The sequence below is a fragment of the Candidatus Margulisiibacteriota bacterium genome (assembly GCA_028715625.1).
In the GTDB taxonomy this organism is placed as follows: Bacteria; Margulisbacteria; Riflemargulisbacteria; order GWF2-35-9; family GWF2-35-9; genus JAQURL01.
The window spans coordinates 1,786-3,197 of sequence record JAQURL010000119.1 but is presented as its reverse complement, the minus strand read 5'-3'; the positions used below and the strand labels follow the sequence as shown (position 1 = coordinate 3,197).

General features: G+C 38.1%; 2 protein-coding genes. One reads left to right on the top strand and one right to left on the bottom strand.

The genetic code is table 11. The annotated features are described in order from the left end of the window. Positions 1-310: hypothetical protein (locus tag PHV30_12045; GenBank protein ID MDD5457743.1), on the top strand; the 310-nt coding region annotated here is incomplete at its 5' end. Here the strand turns inward: PHV30_12045 and PHV30_12040 are convergent. Continuing rightward, positions 294-1,412 (bottom strand): hypothetical protein (locus PHV30_12040; GenBank protein MDD5457742.1); only part of this gene is annotated, 1,119 nt, incomplete at its 5' end. The genes PHV30_12045 and PHV30_12040 overlap by 17 nt on opposite strands.

The following is a 1,412-nucleotide window of genomic DNA, read 5'->3' as shown; positions in this document are numbered from 1 at the left end:
AATCCATTTTGAAACACTGCTTTTTAATCCGGATATTCCGAATGAATATAAACAGCTGCAGGGCCTTTTAAAACAGGGTGTGGGAGATATTACCAAAACGCAGTCGCTTTTTCTTTTTCATTATTATGGTCATTACAGCGAGGTGACGAATTTTGAACTTAATCAGGACAAAACAAACAGCATACCGCGCTGGTTAAGGGGGTTCAGTTTTCATGCCGGACAGAGCAGGGGTCGGATGGAAGTTATTATTCATTCCCCCTACGATTTTAACAAAAATGAACTGGACGTTTTTTTCAGCGCAGAAACTTAATCCATTCCTCGCCTTTTTTTCGTTCAATCCTGAATTTTTGTCTGGCCAAACTTTTAAAAGCCTCATCTATGGTCCGGCTTTTTAAAATTACTTCAAAAATCGGGCTGTATAAGGCCAGAAGACGACCGTTTTCCAGGTTTAACACAAAGGTTGTTCGTTTATTGGAAAACCAGATAAGTTTGTCGGTGTTTATTAACTGTTTAACAGCAGGATATTGAGGAGCCTTACAGAAAAGGGGTTTAAAGTCTTGTAACAATTTCCAGCCCAGCCATTTTCCCGGATGTTTTTGCAGAAAGAAAACAAGCGGTTCACATAGTCTGATGATAGTATTTTCTATTTTACCTGCTGTTAAATTTAAGGGATTTAATTTTATCAGAGAAAATTCCCGCAGACGCAAGCGATTTCCCTGAAGATACGCGGTTAGGGGCAAAATTGGTATATTCAGTTGAGCTGACAAACGGAATAGCCCAAAGGAAACATGCAGGATATTATCAGCAATTGTCAGACGGGAAACATCATTATTTTGTTTTGCCTTGCCTGGCGGTGTATCGCTGAAGTATAGGAACAGGCCGCCATTTTTTAAGGCATTTAGCAAAATATGCTCCTGATTATCCGCAAGGTTAAGAATATAAATTTTATTTTTAGCCAGTTTTTGCGCTACATCGTCCACATAAATTCCCAGGAAATAATTATAAATGTCCTGATATAACTGCGCGTTTGCCAGAATATAGAGAGGGCGTTTTTGTGTCTTCAGGGTGTAGTCATAAAAAAGCAACCATAAAATGGAGGCTGCATTACTGTAGATTGTGCTAATTATCAAAGCATGTCGGCTATGCTTATCCATTAATTTTTTAAAGGCCCGGCCGGATAAAGGAAAAGTTTTTGCTACATTTTCTTCCGGATTAAGCCTGGAACATAAAGGAAAATTACGTGCGAAATAGTCCCACCAGCTGTTTTCAAATCCCATTTGCTTTAGCTTTTTTTTGTTTTGCAGATTATAAAATTTATGCAGATTCAAAAAAATGTGTTGATAGTTTAAATCAGGATTTTCAAAAAAATCATATTCAAACCCATCTTTCCATCTGAGCAAAAGCCGCCGGAT